Source organism: Mycobacterium sp., assembly GCF_035506235.1.
GTDB lineage: Bacteria > Actinomycetota > Actinomycetes > Mycobacteriales > Mycobacteriaceae > Mycobacterium.
Map to the genome: position 1 here is coordinate 1 of NZ_DATJPU010000296.1, position 15,492 is coordinate 15,492.

13 protein-coding genes and 3 pseudogenes are annotated in these 15,492 nt (G+C 64.2%); 9 read left to right on the forward strand and 7 right to left on the reverse strand.

Going from position 1 to position 15,492, the window contains the following annotated elements; genetic code table 11:
* On the forward strand, positions 1-718 hold a 718-nt coding region (locus tag VMD50_RS27750; RefSeq protein ID WP_414686196.1), incomplete at its 5' end, for a Mu transposase domain-containing protein.
* Positions 715-1,089, forward strand: a pseudogene (locus tag VMD50_RS27755) (ATP-binding protein); the annotation flags it as partial. The gene VMD50_RS27750 and the pseudogene VMD50_RS27755, both read left to right, overlap by 4 nt.
* Before the next feature lie 21 nt (positions 1,090-1,110).
* Here VMD50_RS27755 and VMD50_RS27760 read toward each other — a convergent pair.
* On the reverse strand, positions 1,111-3,378 hold the full coding sequence (locus VMD50_RS27760) for a recombinase family protein (protein ID WP_325432841.1): 2,268 nt from the start codon (positions 3,376-3,378) through the stop codon (positions 1,111-1,113).
* Positions 3,379-3,592: 214 nt separating this feature from the next.
* Positions 3,593-3,871: a hypothetical protein gene (locus VMD50_RS27765; RefSeq protein WP_325432843.1), complete on the reverse strand. Its 279-nt coding sequence runs from the start codon at positions 3,869-3,871 to the stop codon at positions 3,593-3,595.
* On the opposite strand from VMD50_RS27765, the gene VMD50_RS27770 reads away from it, so the two are divergent.
* On the forward strand, positions 3,857-4,372 hold the full coding sequence (locus tag VMD50_RS27770) for an ATP-binding protein (protein ID WP_325432845.1): 516 nt from the start codon (positions 3,857-3,859) through the stop codon (positions 4,370-4,372). The genes VMD50_RS27765 and VMD50_RS27770 overlap by 15 nt on opposite strands.
* Positions 4,373-4,816: 444 nt before the next feature.
* Here the strand turns inward: VMD50_RS27770 and VMD50_RS29955 are convergent, their stop codons facing one another.
* Positions 4,817-5,056, reverse strand: coding sequence for a tyrosine-type recombinase/integrase (locus VMD50_RS29955; protein WP_414686197.1), 240 nt, complete (start codon positions 5,054-5,056; stop codon positions 4,817-4,819).
* A complete protein-coding gene (locus tag VMD50_RS27780) occupies positions 5,057-5,461 on the reverse strand; it encodes an ester cyclase (RefSeq protein ID WP_325432847.1) in 405 nt (134 codons plus the stop codon).
* 422 nt (positions 5,462-5,883) lie between these two features.
* Between VMD50_RS27780 and VMD50_RS27785 the strand changes: the two genes are divergently transcribed.
* The 3 genes and pseudogenes from VMD50_RS27785 (at position 5,884) to VMD50_RS27795 (ending at position 7,955) form a co-directional block, all read left to right on the forward strand.
* Positions 5,884-6,789 (forward strand): universal stress protein, encoded by a 906-nt coding sequence (locus VMD50_RS27785; protein ID WP_325432849.1) that lies wholly within the window; start codon positions 5,884-5,886, stop codon positions 6,787-6,789.
* Positions 6,790-7,284: 495 nt separating this feature from the next.
* Positions 7,285-7,707: pseudogene (locus tag VMD50_RS27790) on the forward strand (rhomboid family intramembrane serine protease); the annotation flags it as partial.
* A 14-nt stretch (positions 7,708-7,721) separates the two neighbouring features.
* A complete protein-coding gene (locus VMD50_RS27795; protein WP_325432851.1) occupies positions 7,722-7,955 on the forward strand; it encodes a hypothetical protein in 234 nt (77 codons plus the stop codon).
* A gap of 98 nt (positions 7,956-8,053) precedes the next feature.
* Here the strand turns inward: VMD50_RS27795 and VMD50_RS27800 are convergent, their stop codons facing one another.
* A complete protein-coding gene (locus tag VMD50_RS27800) occupies positions 8,054-8,497 on the reverse strand; it encodes a hypothetical protein (protein ID WP_325432853.1) in 444 nt (147 codons plus the stop codon).
* Positions 8,498-8,670: 173 nt separating this feature from the next.
* Positions 8,671-11,046, reverse strand: coding sequence for a lysylphosphatidylglycerol synthase transmembrane domain-containing protein (locus tag VMD50_RS27805; protein ID WP_325432855.1), 2,376 nt, complete (start codon positions 11,044-11,046; stop codon positions 8,671-8,673).
* A 422-nt stretch (positions 11,047-11,468) separates the two neighbouring features.
* Here VMD50_RS27805 and VMD50_RS27810 point away from each other — a divergent pair, with 422 nt between their 5' ends.
* Positions 11,469-14,081, forward strand: coding sequence for a cation-translocating P-type ATPase (locus VMD50_RS27810; RefSeq protein WP_325432857.1), 2,613 nt, complete (start codon positions 11,469-11,471; stop codon positions 14,079-14,081).
* 133 nt (positions 14,082-14,214) lie between these two features.
* Positions 14,215-14,421 carry a hypothetical protein gene (locus VMD50_RS27815; protein WP_325432859.1) on the forward strand — a complete coding sequence of 69 codons (207 nt, stop codon included), beginning with the start codon at positions 14,215-14,217 and terminating at the stop codon, positions 14,419-14,421.
* Positions 14,422-14,425: 4 nt separating this feature from the next.
* Here VMD50_RS27815 and VMD50_RS27820 read toward each other — a convergent pair whose 3' ends face one another.
* Complete coding sequence (locus tag VMD50_RS27820; RefSeq protein ID WP_325432873.1) at positions 14,426-14,935, reverse strand: cation:proton antiporter domain-containing protein; 510 nt, start codon at positions 14,933-14,935, stop codon at positions 14,426-14,428.
* Positions 14,936-14,938: 3 nt separating this feature from the next.
* Here VMD50_RS27820 and VMD50_RS27825 point away from each other — a divergent pair.
* Positions 14,939-15,109: pseudogene (locus VMD50_RS27825) on the forward strand (response regulator transcription factor); the annotation flags it as partial.
* Positions 15,110-15,492 lie beyond the last annotated feature (383 nt).

The window sequence follows — 15,492 nt, forward strand, 5'->3', positions numbered from 1 at the left end:
CGCGGTGCCGCGCACCCTGGTCTGGGACGGCGAGGGCGCGATCGGGCGGTGGCGTTCGGGCCGGTCTGAGTTGACTGGTGATTGCCAGGCATTTCGTGGGGTGCTGGGCACCAAGGTGGTGGTGCTCAAACCGCGCGAGCCCGAGCACAAAGGCATCATCGAACGGGCTCACGACTACTTGGAGCGCTCGTTTCTTCCCGGCCGAACCTTCAGTGGGCCAGGTGATTTCAACCACCAGCTGCAGAAGTGGCTACAGATCGTCAACGGACGGACCCGCCGGGTGCTGGGCTGCGCACCGACTGACCGGATCGGCGCGGATCGCCAGGCGATGCCGACGCTGCCGCCACTGCCTCCACAGGTGGGCTGGCGCAGCACGACCCGGTTGGCGCGGGATCACTACGTGCGACTGGACTCCAACGACTACTCGGTGCATCCCGGGGTGATCGGCCGGCGCGTCGAAGTCGTCGCCAATCTCGATCGCGTGCAAGTGTTCTGCGACGGCAAGACCGTCGCCGACCACGAACGAGTGTGGGCCTGGCACCAGACGATCACCGACCCCGAACACCGCCAGGCAGCCGACATGCTGCGCCACCACCGGATCGGCGCGCTACGTCCCGTGCGTGAGCATGAGGACCAGATCGTCGTCAAACAGCGGTCGTTGAATGACTATGACACTGCCCTGGGAATCGACCTTGGTGAAGGCGGGTTGGTGTCATGACCACCAAGACCACGCGGGCCCCCTCATCGAGTAACCGTGACCTCAGCGCCGAGATCAGCTTCCTCACCCGTGCGCTCAAAGCGCCCACGATGCGCGATGCGGTGCCCCGACTAGCGGAGCGGGCCCGTGCGGAGTCCTGGACCCATGAAGAGTTCCTCGTGGCGTGTTTGCAGCGTGAGGTCTCCGCCCGGGAGTCCCACGGCGGGGAGGGCCGTATCCGCGCAGCCCGGTTCCCCTCACGAAAGTCGTTGGAGGAGTTCGACTTCGACCACGCAAGCGGCCTCAAACATGACACCATCGCCCACCTCGCGACCCTGGACTTCGTCGTCGCCAAAGACAACGTCGTCTTCCTCGGCCCGCCCGAGGCTGGTTAACACTGCGCTCTCCTCCTATCAGGGTGTGTCGAACAGTCCATGTTGATCTGGTTTGACCTGGATACGGAGACCTTTGCGGCGTCCGCGGTTGACGTGGACGGCCTGCAACTCGCCGCGTTGGACCTTGTGCAACACGGTTTGTCGGGCGATCCCGAGTGCGGTGGCGGCCTCGTTGAGACCGAGCCAGCCGTCGGGAACCTCGGGTTGGATCCGATTGCGCAGGGCCTGGTCGATGCGGATGCGCCAGGGTGCACCGGGGGTGATCTGTTCGGCGGTGACGAATCCGTCGCGGATCCAGCGGTACAGGGTGGTCCGGGCGACGCCGAGGATCTGTTCGGCGGCAGTGATCGTGACCACGACGACATCGTCGCAGCCGGCCCCGACATCCGGTGTCGACGGTTGGTAGGCGGGAATGTTGTGGCCGGCGCGCAGGATCGCTACCCGCGCTCGGGTGAAGGGCAGGCCGGTGGCGGTGCGGCGCTTCTGTTTGGCCAGGATCGCCGCGATAGTGCGATCGTCATAGTGCTCCGCCAGGCGGCGCACCAGGGCCACGGTTGCTTCATCAGTGACGCGCAGATGCTGGCCGGTCTTGGTCATTGGCATCGCCACCTCGGTGGTGGCGCCACCTTGCCAAAGGATGCGCAGTTCGGCGATGCGCTGTTCGGCGCGAACGGTGAGGGCGATCTCGTCGATCACCGCGCGGATGAGTTGTTTGCGTTCCCTCAGCGTGGTGGTGGGGGCATCGAACACCGCCCGCACGTCCGCGCCGGCGGTGGTGATCCAGGCCAGTTCCTGTTCAGTCAGCGCCAGCGGACGGCGCGCGCGTGCAGCGGCCAGGTTGTTCTCAGCGGTGCGGACCGCGGCCAGTTTGGCTTCTAACGCGCTTTCCAATGTTCTTGCTACCAAACGGTTCTCCGGTTCGACATTGTCGAACTGACGCTGCGCGCGGTCGGCTTCATAGCGGGCGCGTTCGGTGGCCAACTCGAATACCGCCAGATCGCGCCGGTGGTTGCTGTCGGCCTCAGCCAACGCCTGGGCGGTGGCGGACAACGCCGCCGGTTCCAAAACAGTGAACATCTCATCAAGGACAGTGTTCTCCAACCGGATGCCACCGATGCTCTGGCACACATGCTCACCGGCGTAGAGCTGTTTGGCGCGGGCACACACATACCGCGGGCAGTTGCCCTTGGTTCCCGAATAGCTGGTCTGCATGATCCGCCCGCACCGCCCGCAACGCAGCAGGCCCTGCAGCAGCGCACGGCCCTCTCGCACCGCGCCGCCGGCAAGCTCACGAGGACGGCGCCAATTACCGCGCAGCCGTGCAGTATTGGCCTCGAAGGCCTCCCAGGTGATGAAACCTTGATGATGATCGGGAATCAGGACCTCCCACTGCTCGCGGGGTACCAGCCGGTCGCGGGCACACACGGCTCCGGTGGCCGGGTCGACTCGCTTCTCGGTGCGGGTGCGACCGAACACGAAGGCCCCGGCATAGGCCGGGTTGGTGAGGATGTCGTGCACCGCGGGATAAGTGGCTTGGGCCCAGAAGACCCGCTTAGAACCGTTGCGCCGACGCGGAAGCAGCACACCGCCTTCACGCAACCGAAGCAACACCTGCCGCGCTGAGCCGAGTTCGTCGAACCGGCGGAACACCGTGGTGATCGCCTCGCGCACCGCCTCGTCAGCGCACAACACCACCTTGTCATCCTCGTCGTATTCCAGCCCGACCGGAAGTCCCTGGCGCAGTTCACCTTTGGCTGCCTTGTGTTTGAGCCCCGCGGTCAGCCGCGACTTGATCAGATGTAACTCGGCCTCTGACATCGTGCCCTTCAGTCCAAGCACCAGGCGGTCGTTGAAATCAGCCGGGTGATACACCCCGTCGGCGTCAGCGATCAGCGTGTCGGTGATCGCGCACAGGTCCAACAGGTGATACCAGTCGGCGTTGTTGCGCGCCAGCCGCGACACCTCGATGCCCAACACGATCCCGACCTTGCCTAGCCCGACATCGGCAACCAACTCCTTGAACCCGCTCCGACCCGCAGTCTGCGCCCCAGAGCGGCCCAGATCAGCATCAATCACCACGACCTGATGGGCAGGCCACCCAAGCATCACCGCCCGCTCACGCAACTCATATTGGCGGGCAAGGGATTCGGTGTGGTGAATCATCTGCGACGGCGTCGATTGACGCACATACACATACGCATCCCGCGAACGGTGCGAGGCGGTGACCTTGTCGGTCGACAACAGCAGCGACGGCACCGATGGGCCCGCCGAGGTCTGACTGGTCATCGCTCACCAGCCCCGGGCCGCGTGTCTTCGACCAGAGCGCCGCGGGCGATTAGCCGGGCCAACAACCCCAGCACCTGGGTTCGGGTCTCCTCGGGAAGCGCCTGCCAACGACAGACCGGCACGGGTAAGTCGGCCAGCCCAAGGGCAAGCTGACGTGCAGCAGCTACTCTCATAACGCGCAAGTGGGTTCACTCTCCTGTAGTCGTGACCGCGATCAGGGACGAGGCGAACCTACTTGCGCATCCACCCCCAACACGCCCCCTTCGGCACGCGTCGCCAGCTGCACCACCAACCGGTGCAGCGCGCGCAGCCCCGCCGCATCCAGCACCGCCCGCGGTCCCGGCTCGACGACCCCCAATACATCGGTGGCATCGCAACGGATCGTTCCTGGCGATCCGTCGGGCAAATCGATCACCAACAACAAAACGCCGTTCCACCGCTTGAACGACCTCGCCGCCAACAGCCGACCAAACAACGGGTGCGTCTCGGCCACCACCCGCACCTCACACGGCAAGACCACACGCAACTGTTGCAGTCTGTCGCCTTCACTCCGGGCACCGGTAAGACGCACCTGGCCATCGGGATCGCGATCCGGGCCTGCCAGGCCGGCCACCGCGTCCTGTTCGCCACCGCATCTGAATGGGTAGCTCGCTTGGCCGAGGCCCACCACGGCGGACGGCTCCAACAAGAACTCGTCCGCCTGGGCCGCTACCCGCTGATCGTCGTCGACGAAGTTGGCTACATCCCGTTTGAATCCGAGGCCGCCAACCTGTTCTTCCAGCTCGTCTCCAGCCGGTCTGAACGGGCCAGCCTGATCGTGACCTCCAACAAACCGTTCGGCCGCTGGGGTGAAGTGTTCGGCGACGAAGTCGTGGCCGCCGCCATGATCGACCGCCTCGTCCACCACGCCGAAGTCATCGCCCTCAAGGCCGACTCCTACCGCATCAAAGACCGCGACCTCGGGCGCGTCCCGGGATCAACCACCGAAGAATGAACACCAAGGGGGGTCAATTTTCAACCCTCGAAAAGGGGTCAATTTTCGGCCGCAGTTGACAGCTGGACACGCTGCGGTTCTGGGACAGCTATGGAATCCAGCGGCCCGTTCAGCAGCAAACACTTCCCGCACCGGTCCTGACGTTGTTGGCACCAACACATCAGCCGTAACTCTCAGTATTATCCTGTAACCAACAGGGCTCTCCCGTACTGAAACCGCAGTTCATAGCGATTTATTAGCGCTGGTTACTGGTTCGATTCCCGGCAGCTCCACCAGAAAATATGCGGTTCGTTAGCAGGTCAGAGCTTTTTCGCCCTGGCCTGCTTCCTTTGTGGGCACATTCCTTTGTGGGCACATTTTGGGCACACCCTGAGACCAGGTCGTCCTTCTTGTCCGCCACGTCGTCAAGGTCGTCTGGAAACAGGTGGCCGTACTGATCCAGCGTCATCGTCGCCGTTTTATGGCTCCCTGGGCCTGCACCGTCTTGACTTTGGCACCACTGGCAATCATCAACGACGCCACCGTGTGCCGCAGCTCGTGGACCGTGACCCGAGGAAACTTCGCATCGGCTGCTTGGCAGCGGTTGACCGCAGCGCCGAACCAATGCGTTGTGGTTGGTGGTCGCATCGGCTGCCCATCGGAGCCGACCAAGACCACGCGCTGGCGATGGTGGGCAATGGCCATCTAGTTCGCCATCAGGCGACGGTACTGCTCGAAGGAGTCCTGCTCGACCGACAACCGCTTGACTTTTCCGTCATCATCGAAGGCGAAGACCGCAATGCCGCTCAATGCGATTTCCTCCCCGTTTGGCTCGGTGCCGAAGAGGCCGTTGTTCGTGCCCATCAACACCCAGCGGGACGTGACGCGGGTGCCTTCCTCATTCTGGAATGTCTCCCCAACGTCGACTTCTAGGTCGTCGACCTTGTCGAAGAACTCTTTGGTCCAGTTCTTGAGGTTGTCTTTTCCGGTGCGCTCTTGCCGGCCACTCGCTAGGACGACGTCATCCGCGACAAACTTGTCCAGCGCGTCGACGTCATGCGCGTTCCACACCTCGTCCCATAACCGAATAACGGTCTCTGTCGATCTCATGGTTCAACGATCCCACTTCCAGCGCCTTGCGCGAGGGCGTTTAGACCAGGTTCGAGAACCTCACTGGCCGCCAGGCACTTGGGGTACGGGTGCGGTCTTGATCCGTATCGGAGGAACCCGGTAGGGGTCCGTGTTCGGAGATGAGTTAGTAAGGTCCGAGATGCAGCGATCGCCGACACGTCCGGACCGCAGTTCCTTTTGGCGTGTTTCGGTGCCTGCGCATGCTCGAACGCCTCGAGGTAATCCTCGAGGTGGTAGGAACGGCACGCAGCGGGGGTCAGATACCAAGGGTGCAATCGAGCGGCAGATCGGCCAGATGCGCGCCGACTTTGAGCTCGGTGACTAATGGCTCCTGGCTGGCGCGACTTGGGCGGCTACCGTCATGGACATAAAGCCAGGCTGATGGATCGGAGGAACACGAAATGTTGAATGCCAAAACGCATCCTGGCGTTGTCGTGGGCATCGACCGGTCGGGTAGTGCCGGCACCGCTGTGCGTTGGGCGGCGCGTGAGGCGATACTGCGCCATGTTGCGCTCACCATCGTGCCTATCCAACCCTCGCCGGCGCTCGGCTCCTTTGCGCGGGTTCTCGCCACCGCTCCTACCGTGAACGAACTGCACCAATGGCGCGAGGATGAAGTGCAAACAATATTCTCCGATGCGATCAAGTCGATCGAAGACGACGCCGATGGCGGAAACGTACCCGAGATCAATACCGACCTGCTGTACTCGGCGCACGTGCCGACACTTGTCGACATGTCGATGGAGGCCCAGATTGTGGTGGTCGCTCGGCGCGGTCAGGCCGCGCAGGATGACCGCGGCCCGTTCGGATCGGTGAGCACAAGTCTGGTGCACCTCGCCCACTGTCCCGTCGCGGTGATCCACGAGGAGGATTCGGGAGCATTGCCATCCGTGCAATTACCGGTGCTCGTCGGCATCGACGGCTCAGCAGGCTCGCAATTGGCGACGGAGATCGCCTTCCAAGAGGCCTCCTGGCGACGTGTGGAACTGGTGGCCCTGCATGCCGGGAGTGACGGCGACGCGTCAACGATGCCCACCGCGGAACGGTCCGCGCTTCAATCCAAGGCGAGCGCAACCCTCGAAGATGGGCTGGCCGGCTGGCAGGAGTGCTATCCCGACGTCAAGGTTCGGCGCATTGTCGTGGACAACGAACCGGCCCATCATCTTCTCGACCAGTCGCAGTCTGCCCAACTCCTTGTCGTTGGCAGCCGCGGCCGGGGCGGACACCCGGGCATGCTGCTCGGTTCGGTTGCTGCGGGCGTGGTGAATGCAGTCGGCATACCGGTGATCGTGGCCCGCCATGACTGAAGCCGTCGCAGGCGCGACACCGGGTCGATGGCGACGTGCGTGAAGCTGCTGAGCGCCGGCATGTTCGGCGACCGGTCGGCGACCACCAGAATCCGGCGGATGGGACATCGTATTCCTGCCCGATCTTGAGACCGGTGTGTCGTCGATTTGGGCTGGTATGGCTCGTACCGAGCTTCGTCTGGTACGTCAGGTAGCGGGTCGGCCCAAGTAGCGACCAGCTGCGCTAGATGACGGGACCTTCGGCCCTAGGGCCGGCTGCCGCGGAAGCGGACCCTTTTCATCGTCGGCGACGACGAATCCACGAGGAGCAATCGACGTACCAAACCTTTGTCGGAGTGACGGATAGCGGGGGAGTAGTGACTCGCAGATCGTCATCGTCGCGAGTAGCGCTTCGAGGCGGAAGACCTTGCGGCACAAGGAAGGTCACCGCCATGTTCATGCATGCCGGCTGGGAGCACATTTTGACATCGCAGGGATGAAAAGAACGTCGAGGACGCATTCGGGCGGCTCCGTTATCTGCTGTTCTACTTCGCCGGCGGATTCGCCGCGACGATGATGCAGACGGCGATGACCCTGCTCTTCGGCAGCGCGTCGGATGCCCAGATACCCAACCTCGGCGCCAGCGGCGCGATCGCCGCTGTGCTGGGCGCCTATTTCGTGCTCTATCCGACCTCAAATGTCCGGACGCTGGTGCTGTGGTTCCCGGTCAACATCCCGGCGTGGATCTACCTCGGCGGCTGGTTCCTCTACCAGTTCTTCGAAGGCAACAACGCGTTAGTCCATCCGACGAGCACCGGTGGCAGTGGTGTCGCGTTCTTCGCGCATGTCGGCGGATTCGTCTTCGGTGTGATCGTCGCAAAGATTCTCACCAGCACCGGACAAGTCACGGCGACGCGGGCGCGATGGGCCGCAGCATAGGCCAAGTCCTCGTGATGGCGGGAATCGCCAGCATCGTAAACGTGCAAATCTATATCCCGGTGATCTCGATGCTGCTGATCTCGATCGCGGCCACGATACTGCTGTTCCGCCTTGCGGAACGTGTTTCGCCGGTGACGGTCGGCGTGCCGTGCGCGGACGCGATCATCCATCGCGCTTTTGGTGATGACGACGCGGCACCCGTGCAAGCAGCGCCGGACCCGAATACCTCCACGTCGCATACTGCTTGAGTTTGCGCATCCACCGTCGCAAGGCCGCCGGCCTCTCCCGCCGGGACGACTCTTTCGCGGGATCACGTGTGGTCATCGAACTCTCCGTTCGAGATGAGTCACCGGCGAGCGGCCGCCTCGGAAGCGAGCTCTTCGGCGCTGGCCCGCGCCCCCAGGGCATAGACCACAGATCGCTCGGCTTCCTCGATGGCTTCCAAAGCATGCCCGATTGCGTTCTGCGCGTCCGATTCAGCCTCCCGGGCGTTGTTCGCAGCGCCGGTCGCGTCCAGTTCGGCGAGCTTCTTGCTGGTGTCTGCCTTCACCTTTGCCACGTGGGCACGCCACTGGTCGCGAAATTCCTCCCAGTGGTCCGCCCCTTTGTCGCGGGCGGCGTGGGCACTTTGACGGTCGTCGGTCACTTCCGACCCGCCAGGTTTCGTGGCGGCCGTCTCAGCTCGAGACCGAATCGAATTGGACTCTTTGGCTTCCTGTATTTTTTGCAGCGACCATTCCGACTCCTTGCACAGCTGCCCGAAATAGTCGCTCAGGTCGGTCTCAACCATCGGGTACTCCTTACTTCGCATCAACCGGCGGCGCGCAGCACTGTCGTTTGCTTTTGTGATCGCAAAGCTAAGCCGCATCGCAGTTTACGCGTAGTGCCGAAAGTCCACTAAGCAGAAGCCATTGGTCGTGTTCAGCGCTGCTGGGTCGTGATCCCGGGACAGTCGCGCGTGCGCTATATCATGTCCTTCTCCGTCATCCAGCGCATCACCGGCCACCCGATCAACACCGGCACCCAGCAGGTGATCACCCGGTACAACAGCACCGCCGGCACGCCGACGGCCGCGGGCAGCCCGAACGCCGCGAGCCCGCCGATCAGCGCCGCTTCGACGGCGCCGACGCCGCCGGGGGTGGGGGCGGACGAGGCAAGCGTTCCGCCGACCATGGTGACGATCGTGACGGCGATGAGCGTGACACCCCCGCCGAAAGCGACCACACTCGCCCACAACGCCAGCGCATTGCCGAGAGTGGTTGTGGCGCAACCGACGACGATCACCGCGAGCCGCTGAGGTTCGCGGGCGAGCTTGGCGAGTTCCGCTGTCACTTCCTTGAGTCTTGGCCGCACTGTGGTCCGCAGCCACCGGCGCAGGGCCGGAACCACCAGGAACGCGCCCACAAGCCCCAGTGCCAGGCCGGCGACCAGGTACAGCACGGTTGTGGAGGGGACGAAGTGCGACAGATCGGCCGACGCGCCGGCAGCGACACTGAAAATGATCAGCAGCACGACATGGGTAATGACTTGCACCGCCTGCTGCAGGGCCACCGCCGCGGTGGCGCGCGCGGTGCTCATACCGCTCTTCTGCAGGAATCGGGTGCTGAGCGCCAGGCCACCGACGCCGGCGGGCGTGGTGGTTGCGGCGAAAGTGTAGGCGAATTGCAGCAGTACCAGATTCCCGAAGCGCACCGACCGGTCGGCGCTGGCCCAGAGTGCGCTCGCCGCACCGATGTACGTCAACGCCGACACCGCGACTTCCAGCAGCACCCACCGCCAGTCGGCGGTCCTGATCGCAGACAAGAAAGACGGCACCGAGCTGATGTACGGATAGGCCACGTAGACCAGCCCCACGAGCAGGACCAGTTGAATCAGCTGATTGCGGGTGAAGCGGGTGATGGTTTCGGTCTGGATTTGATCGGCACCGGTTTGGCGCAGCACCTCGTCACGGGCAGCGGAGATGACGGCCCCCGGGTTGCGCACCGACTTCCGAAGACGCTGTGGCATCGCCGATTTCGTGAGTCTACCCGATGCCTTGAGGATCGTGTCTTTGCCGAAATGCGTGGTGGCCGCGGCCACCGCGGACTTCGCGTCGTACACCGCGGTCGTCGTCACCAGCAGCTGGGCGATGTCCGACTGGAGCCTGACGTCGGTGGCGCCGTACTGCGCGCTGCCGAAGCCGCCGAACCGCACGTTGCCGTCATCCGCGGTGATCTGCGAACTGCGGAGGTCACCGTGGGAGATCTGGTGGTGGTGAAGCAGTCGCAGCGATTCCCAGACACGAGCTACGGGCGTCGATGGCGCGGACCGGTCGATCGGAATTCCGCGAGCGGGAGTGTGCGCGTATAGCATCCATCCCCGTTCGAGCTCGGCGACGGCAGTCGTCGACGTGTTGGCGAGTTCGAGGCCGCCGAAGGCGATGGCCATAAGCGCGCGATGCTCGACGGCGAGGCGCATGGAGGGCTGAAGCGGCGGGCTTTCGCTGGTGCGCAGCATGAGCTTCTGCCAAAGCTGGCGCATGGCGCCACCGCTGCGTTGGTTCGGGCCGTACATTTCAAAGACCGCGACCGTGTCGGGTTGCGTCGACGTCGCCTCCAACACGAGCGGTCCATGGCCGGCGGGCTGCACCACCGTGAGCCCTGAAGCCACGAATCCGCGCCGGTCCATCGCCCGAACGGCGCCCTCGAGTGGCACCTCCAAGGCAGGCGTTCCGACGACCCAGACCACCAGCGAGCCGACGAACCAGCCAACCGCCAGTCCCAGGAGCGACCGCGCCGGCACCACGGCGCTGATCACGAGGTGGATAGGTACAAAGGCCAGCAGCAGCGCCCACCACGACCGGCGCCAGCGCGCCGGCAGCCACGGCCCGGCCACCGTGACCATCGCGGCGACCATGGCGATCCACCGAGGGTCGTCGACGAACTGCGACGCGGTGGTGTCGAGCCGGCCGGACAGCTCGAAGTGCCACCCCGGCGCCGAAAGGCCGTTGCCGCTGATCGACAGCGCCAGAACGGCGATGAGGCCGGCTGCCGCGTAGGCACCGAGAAGTTTCCATTGGCGGGTGACGATGAGGCCGACGAGGATCACGAACGGCAGTGCGAGGATCGCAACGCCGTAGAGCCGATACACCAGACTGGATTGTTCGGGCGTCAAGACTCCGACGATTTCGGAGATGGATTTCTCGAGGGCGGCCCACTTCGCGCGAGTGACCAGCGAACCTGCGATCACGGTGGCGAGGAAAAGTGCTGCGAGCACGACCCGCAGGATGTCGGTGGTGCGACGAGTCAATGGTTGCAGCAAGCTCCCCGAAACGGTGATCTCCCGCCCGTCAACTTGCATCTTTCAAAGATCTTTCGGATCGGCTCCAGGGCCCTGTCAGTGGCTCGCCGCCAACTTAATAGGCGAGGCTTGCTTGTGGATCTGATTGGTGACGATACGAAGCGACTCAAAGTGAAGGAAGACAGCCCCCGGCGCGGCGGCCGGCGCGGCTGTGTTCGTCGCTGTGAGAGCACGGCGCCCGACGTCGTCGGAGCCGTCGTCCGCGGACAGGGAGGTCGCGCCTGCACGGCTCAGCGTCTGGCGCAAGTACGTATTTCGAGCGGCTGGTGGGCCCGGGACGTCTTACCGTGCGCCGTGGTGACTTCGGACCCTATATCGGCGCAGGTGCGTTTCGAAACGATCACATCAGCACCAGGGTTGCGTGAGGGCACCAGTTCTATACCTAAACCTGCGCTACATCCGCTGTCCGGCAGGGGATTGACGTGACCGAGGTTCGAGCCGACATCGCGGTAACGGGACTTACCGCGCAGGAGGCTGCCCGACGGCTAGCGGCTGACGGGCCAAACGAGCTGCCTACCGAGAGACCGCGCAATCTCTGGCAGCAGACCTGGGATGTGATCCGCGAGCCCATGATCGTGCTTCTGCTTGCTGCCGGTCTGGTGAACTTCCTGCTGGCTAAGCCACTCGACGCGATCATGCTGATGGGCGGCGTCGTCGTGGTCATCGTCATCTCGGTCTATCAGGAACACCGGACCGAGCGGGCGCTTGCGGCGCTGCGCAATCTCTCATCGCCGCGGGCGCTGGTAACGCGCGACGGAGAGCAGGTCCGCATCGCAGGCCGAGAAGTCGTGCGCGGTGATGTGATCCTGCTCGCCGAGGGTGACCGGGTCCCTGCCGATGCGGTGGTAGTGGATTGCGCAAATTTCTCCGTTGACGAGTCAGCCCTGACCGGTGAGTCGGTGTCGGTGCGCAAGGTGGCGGCCGATGCGGCGGGACTCTCCTCTGCCATGGGCCGTCCCGGCGGTGATGCCACCCCGTGGATCTTCTCGGGCACCCTTGTGGTCAAAGGGCACGGCGTGGCCCTGGTCAACGAGACCGGTGCCCACACCGAGCTAGGAAAAATCGGGGCGGCGCTGCGCACCATCAAGCCCGAACGCACGCGGCTGCAGCGCGAAATCGATCGACTGGTGCGGGTTTTCGCGGTGTTCGGCGTTGCGGCGGCAGTGATCGTCGTGGTCGTCTACGGGCTGACGCGGGGCCACTGGCTTTTTGGGGTGGACGCTGGTATCGGGACCGCGATGGCTCTGCTCCCGGAGGAGTTTCCGGTGGTCCTGTCGGTCTTCCTGGCGTTGGGCGCGTGGCGCCTGTCGAAGAAGCACGTGCTCACCCGGCGGCCGGCAGTGATCGAGACGCTGGGATCGACGACGGTGCTGTGCGTGGATAAGACCGGCACGCTGACGCTCAACCGCATGACGGTGCGCCAGCTCATCGTCGACGGGCAGACACACACCCTCGACGAGCGCCCGCTGCCGGAAGATTTTCACACCATCGCGGAGTTCGCGGTGCTCGCCTCGCCGGTCGACCCGTTCGATCCGATGGACAAGGCTTTCAAGGAACTCGGCGAGAAATACCTGTCCGGCACCGAGCACCTGCACGGTGACTGGCAACTGGTGCGCGAATATCCGCTGTCGGAGAAGCTGCTGGCCCTCTCACACGTCTGGCGCTCAGGCGACGGCGACCGTTACATCATCGCGGCCAAGGGCGCTCCGGAGGCGATCGCCGACCTGTGTCACTTCAACGCCGGCCGGCTCGCCGTTATGACCGCGCAGGTCGAAAACGCCACCGACAGCGGACTGCGGGTGTTGGCGGTGGCCGGCGCGCGTTTCAATGCTGACGACCAACTACCCGCACAGCAGCACGACTTCGACTTTCACTACTTGGGACTGGCCGGTCTCGTCGACCCGGTTCGGCCCGGTGTCGCCGATGCCGTCGCCGTATGCGGCGGTGCGGGAATCCGCACCATCATGATCACCGGGGACTATCCCGGCACTGCGCTGGAGGTCGCGCGGGAAATCGGCCTCGACCACGAGGCCGGCTGCATCACGGGCCAGGAGCTCCACACGCTGTCGGACAACGAGGTGGCCGGCCGCATCAGCAGTGTCAGCGTGTTCGCGCGCATGGTGCCCGAGCAGAAGCTTCGACTCGTTCGCGGGTTACAGGCTATCCGCGAAGTCGTCGGGATGACAGGCGACGGTGTCAACGACGCCCCAGCCCTGCGGGCGGCCGAGGTCGGGATCGCGATGGGCGCCCACGGCACCGACGTCGCCCGGGAATCGGCTGCACTGGTGATCACCGATGATGACTTCACCTCGATCGTCGGCGGCGTGCGCCAGGGCCGCGGCGTGTTCGACAACCTCCGCAAGGCATTGTCCTACGTCGTCGCGGTGCACGTGCCGATCGCGGGCATGTCTTTGCTCCCAGTCTTCGTGGCGGGGTGGCCGCTCGTCCTGCTGCCGGTGCAAATCGCCTTCCTCGAGCTCATCATCGATCCCGCCTGCTCGGTGGCGTTCGAGGGGGAGGAGATCGATCCCGAGATCATGCAATGGCCGCCGCGGCGCCGCAACGAGCCGATGTTCACCCGACGCGTGCTCACCGTCGCCGTCATGCAAGGCCTTTGGGTGTTTGCCGCCGTCGTCGGCGTCTACCTATGGATGGTGCTTTGCGGCCGGCCCGACGATGTGGTGCGCTCCGTGACCTTCGCGGCGTTGGTCGTCGGCAACCTCGCGCTGATCTTGGTCAATCGATCCTGGCGGCTACCGGTCTGGCGAATATTCCGGGAGCGGCGCAATCCCACAGTGATGTGGATTGTGGGCGGCGCCGCGCTGATTCTTGTTCTGGTCCTGACCATCCCGTGGTTGCGCCACGCTTTTCATTTCGGCGCCATCACGCTCACGGAGTGGTTGGTCGCCGTCGCGGCCGGGCTGGTCGGCGTCGCCTGGTTTGAGATCTACAAGGTCGTTACTGCGCGCCGCCAGCCACACGCTCACAGCCGGCGCTCGGTTGAGCGCCGGTCGCCGCATTCGACAAAGCGATGACGCGATGGCGCAAACGTCGTCGAACATCCTACTTGTCGATCGGGGCAGCACTTTCGTCTCACCGGACACTTCATCGGAATAGCCGAGTTGGCCGGAATCGTAGTTGCCGGTCGGCAAGTTGTCGGGAGGTTCGATGCGCAACGTCCGTGCGATCGGAACGTCGGTGGACGAGTGCAATACGATGGATAACACGATTGTGACCGCCACCAAGTTGAATAACAACTCGGCGCCGCCCGAACCACGCAGCGGTGAGTCGTTCACGCCAGGGCAACGAAGTGCCCAGGAGCGACAGCGTCAGAGCGCCGGCACGAACCACGACGATCGCCAGCGTCGCGAATAACCATTCAGTCCACCCAAGATGGGATAGCCAAAGCGTTGTTATCAACGCCCCAAAGCAGCACGGCCGCGAATTTCGTTATTTCCGAAAGTAGATCGCCGAAGGGCTCGAATATCTCGGGGGCGACCGTGGTCGAGTGTGGCCGGCGTTGAGCCGGCCGCGAACGCGGCCAGGTATGGGTTGGCGTGTGTGAGGTGCACGTCCCGTATACGACGATGGCGACCGCGAGCGGTCCCAGCGGCTGCAACCGCGGTTCGGCGGTCAGCACCTCGAGCCGCCAGGCCATGGTCACCAGCGCGGAAACCGCGACGCCGATCGCGACGCCGAATAGCAACTCGCCAAGCACGGTCAGCAATCCCGGGCCCTCGTGGCGCGCTGTGGCGATAAACATCAGCACGAAGGGCAGCGCAATCCCGTCATTGAGCCCCGACTCGACGTTGAGCAGCCGCCGCAGCCCCAGCGAGATGTCGGACCGGCCGACCAGGGCCGCTGCGACGACCGGGTCGGTGGGTGACAGGACACCGAGCGCGACGTCGTACGACTGGTCAGCGAAGGGCTCGCCAACAACGACATCGCCGTACGGCTTTTCGTTTCACCCCGCACCGTGCAAACGCACGTCACCCACGTCTACACCAAACTCGGCCTGACCTCTCGGGTGCAACTCGCTCAGGAGGCTGCCCGGCACGGCTGACCGAACGCCGTAGGGAGCGGAGACTACCGTTTGTTGACGCCGTTAACACCTTCCGCGTCTCCCGCACGTCGTTTCGCGTACTTTCGCGTCGTTTCGCGTCGCCAGGTTCAGCGTTTCCGCAGGCCCATTTTTGTAGCGGGGTTCGATTCCCGGCAGCTCCACTAACTGGCTGGTCATTGAAGCGTCTCCTTGGCGCGGTCAAGCCGTCCGGCCGCGGTAGGAACTGCGAGCAGGATTGTGGAAACTGTGCGCTCAATTCCTTGGCGGCGCAGACTGTGAATATGAGAGCGCGCTGACCAATTGCATCGCGAAGTGTTTCGTGTCCCCGGGTTGTGGCACAACAGCCTTACCTGTTGCTTGATTGCGCGGCGCGCCTGGAGGGC

Bases quoted from the DNA above. Each gene is read 5' to 3' on its own strand.
- VMD50_RS27760 (WP_325432841.1), bottom strand. From the start codon at position 3,378: ATGACCAGTCAGACCTCGGCGGGCCCATCGGTGCCGTCGCTGCTGTTG.
- VMD50_RS29955 (WP_414686197.1), bottom strand. From the start codon at position 5,056: ATGGCCATTGCCCACCATCGCCAGCGCGTGGTCTTGGTCGGCTCCGAT.
- VMD50_RS27780 (WP_325432847.1), bottom strand. From the start codon at position 5,461: ATGAGATCGACAGAGACCGTTATTCGGTTATGGGACGAGGTGTGGAAC.
- VMD50_RS27785 (WP_325432849.1), top strand. From the start codon at position 5,884: ATGTTGAATGCCAAAACGCATCCTGGCGTTGTCGTGGGCATCGACCGG.
- VMD50_RS27795 (WP_325432851.1), top strand. From the start codon at position 7,722: ATGGCGGGAATCGCCAGCATCGTAAACGTGCAAATCTATATCCCGGTG.
- VMD50_RS27800 (WP_325432853.1), bottom strand. From the start codon at position 8,497: ATGGTTGAGACCGACCTGAGCGACTATTTCGGGCAGCTGTGCAAGGAG.
- VMD50_RS27805 (WP_325432855.1), bottom strand. From the start codon at position 11,046: ATGCAAGTTGACGGGCGGGAGATCACCGTTTCGGGGAGCTTGCTGCAA.
- VMD50_RS27815 (WP_325432859.1), top strand. From the start codon at position 14,215: ATGCGCAACGTCCGTGCGATCGGAACGTCGGTGGACGAGTGCAATACG.